Below are 2,240 nucleotides of genomic sequence, written 5' to 3' on the forward strand. Positions count from 1 at the left end.
CGGCGTCGGGCCGGGCTCGATCTGCACCACCCGCGTGGTCGCCGGGGTCGGCGTCCCGCAGGTCACCGCGATCTACGAGGCCGCCCGGGCGGCCAAGGAGGCCGGCGTCCCGGTGATCGGCGACGGCGGCATCCAGTACTCCGGCGACATCGCCAAGGCGATCGTCGCGGGCGCCGACACGGTCATGCTCGGCAGCCTGCTCGCGGGCATCGAGGAGTCGCCCGGCGAGCTGATCTTCGTGCACGGCAAGCAGTACAAGTCGTACCGCGGCATGGGCTCGCTCGGCGCGATGCGCAACCGCGAGCGCGGCGGCTCCTTCTCCAAGGACCGCTACGCCCAGGCGGACGTGTCGGCGGAGGAGAAGCTGATCCCCGAGGGCGTCGAAGGCCAGGTGCCCTACCGCGGCCCTCTCGCGAGCGTCGCGCACCAGCTCGTCGGCGGCCTGCACCAGTCGATGTGGTACGCGGGCGCCCGCACCATCCCCGAGCTCCAGGAGAGCGGCCAGCTCATGCGCATCTCCAGCGCGGGTCTGCGGGAGAGCCACCCGCACGACATCCAGATGACGGTCGAGGCCCCGAACTACCAGGGCCGCTGACCGACGGTAGTCTCTCGGGCGTGTTCTCCGGTCTGGCGGGGAATGCCGTAGATCATGGCGTCCGCCGCCGCCGCGCGTGCGGTGACCGCGGAGGGCGCCGCGTAGCGACATCACGACGACTGGGGAAAAGGAACCGCTGTGGCTGCTGAGGTGGAGATCGGCCGGGGGAAGAGCGGCCGCCGGGCCTACGCGTTCGACGAGATCGGGATCGTGCCGTCCCGGCGGACGCGCGACCCCGAGGAGGTCAGCGTCGCCTGGCAGATCGACGCCTACCGGTTCGAGATGCCGCTGGTCGTCGCGCCGATGGACAGCGTGGTCTCGCCCGCGACGGCGATCGCGGTCGGCCGCCTCGGCGGCCTCGCGGTGCTCGACCTCGAGGGCCTGTGGACCCGGTACGAGAACCCCGAGCCGCTGCTGGCCGAGATCGCCTCGCTGGACGACGTCCGCGCGACCCGGCGGCTGCAGGAGATCTACTCGGCTCCGATCAAGGAGGAGCTGATCGGCCGCCGGATCGCCGAGGTCCGGGAGGCGGGCGTGACGGTCGCGGCGCGGCTGTCCCCGCAGCGCACGGCCCAGTTCCACAAGGCCGTCATCGACGCCGGGGTCGACCTGTTCGTGATCCGCGGCACCACGGTCTCGGCCGAGCACGTGTCCGGCCGCGCCGAGCCGCTGAACCTCAAGCAGTTCATCTACGACCTGGACGTCCCGGTCATCGTCGGCGGCTGCTCCACCTACACCGCCGCGCTGCACCTGATGCGGACCGGCGCGGCGGGCGTGCTCGTCGGCTTCGGCGGCGGGTCGGGCCACACCACCCGCACGGTGCTGGGCGTGGCCGTCCCGATGGCGACCGCGGTGGCCGACGTCGCCGCCGCGCGCCGCGACTACATGGACGAGTCCGGCGGCCGCTACGTGCACGTCATCGCCGACGGCGGCATGACCAACTCGGGCGAGATCGCCAAGGCGTTCGCCTGCGGCTCGGACGCCGTGATGGTCGGCTCCCCGTTCGCCCGCTCCACCGAGTCCCCGGGCCGGGGCTACCACTGGGGCTCCGAGGCGCACCACGGCGACGTCCCGCGCGGCACCCGCCTCGACCTGGGCTCGATCGGGACCCTGGAGCAGATCCTGTACGGCCCGTCCCACGTCGCGGACGGCTCGATGAACCTGATCGGCGCCCTCCGCCGCTCGATGGCCACGGCGGGCTACACCGAGCTGAAGGACTTCCAGCGCGTCCAGGTGGTCGTCGCCCCGCACGGCCACTGACCTTCGGCAGCCGCTCTCCGCGGTCGCTGATCCACCCTGACGAACGGCCTCGCCCCTGGTGGGCGGGGCCGTTCGTGCGTCACCGGGTGCGTTGGTGCGGCGTGTGGGCGTCGGGGGCGGCAGGGGACCCCGCCGAACCCGCCGCCGTGCCCGCTGCTGTCGTGGACGAGTCGGCCGGGGCGTTGGCCTTTCGTGCGGGCGAGCTGGGCGTGGGGGTGGGCGAGCCCGTGACCTGCACGGACGAGTTGGCCGTCGTGCTGGAGGCGGGAGCCTCCGGGGCCGGCGCGCCGCCGCCCGCTCGCGGGGGCACCGGGCGCGCGGCGGGGGCCTTGGGCGGGTGCTGGGCGTTCGCGCCGCGGGGAGCCGTGCCGCCGCTCCGGGGCCG

At 74.0% G+C, this 2,240-nt stretch carries 2 protein-coding genes and 1 pseudogene; 2 read left to right on the forward strand and 1 reads right to left on the reverse strand.

The window, feature by feature from the left end; translation table 11 throughout:
• A partial coding sequence (locus AB0J52_RS37075) for an IMP dehydrogenase (protein ID WP_500187594.1) occupies window positions 1-595 on the forward strand: 595 nt, incomplete at its 5' end.
• Window positions 596-745: 150 nt separating this feature from the next.
• A complete protein-coding gene (locus AB0J52_RS37080; RefSeq protein WP_500187595.1) occupies window positions 746-1,855 on the forward strand; it encodes a GuaB3 family IMP dehydrogenase-related protein in 1,110 nt (369 codons plus the stop codon).
• Window positions 1,856-1,934: 79 nt separating this feature from the next.
• Here AB0J52_RS37080 and AB0J52_RS37085 read toward each other — a convergent pair.
• A pseudogene (locus tag AB0J52_RS37085) lies at window positions 1,935-2,240 on the reverse strand (hypothetical protein); the annotation flags it as partial.

It is taken from the genome of Spirillospora sp. NPDC049652 (assembly GCF_040675125.1).
Taxonomy (GTDB): Bacteria; Actinomycetota; Actinomycetes; order Streptosporangiales; family Streptosporangiaceae; genus Spirillospora.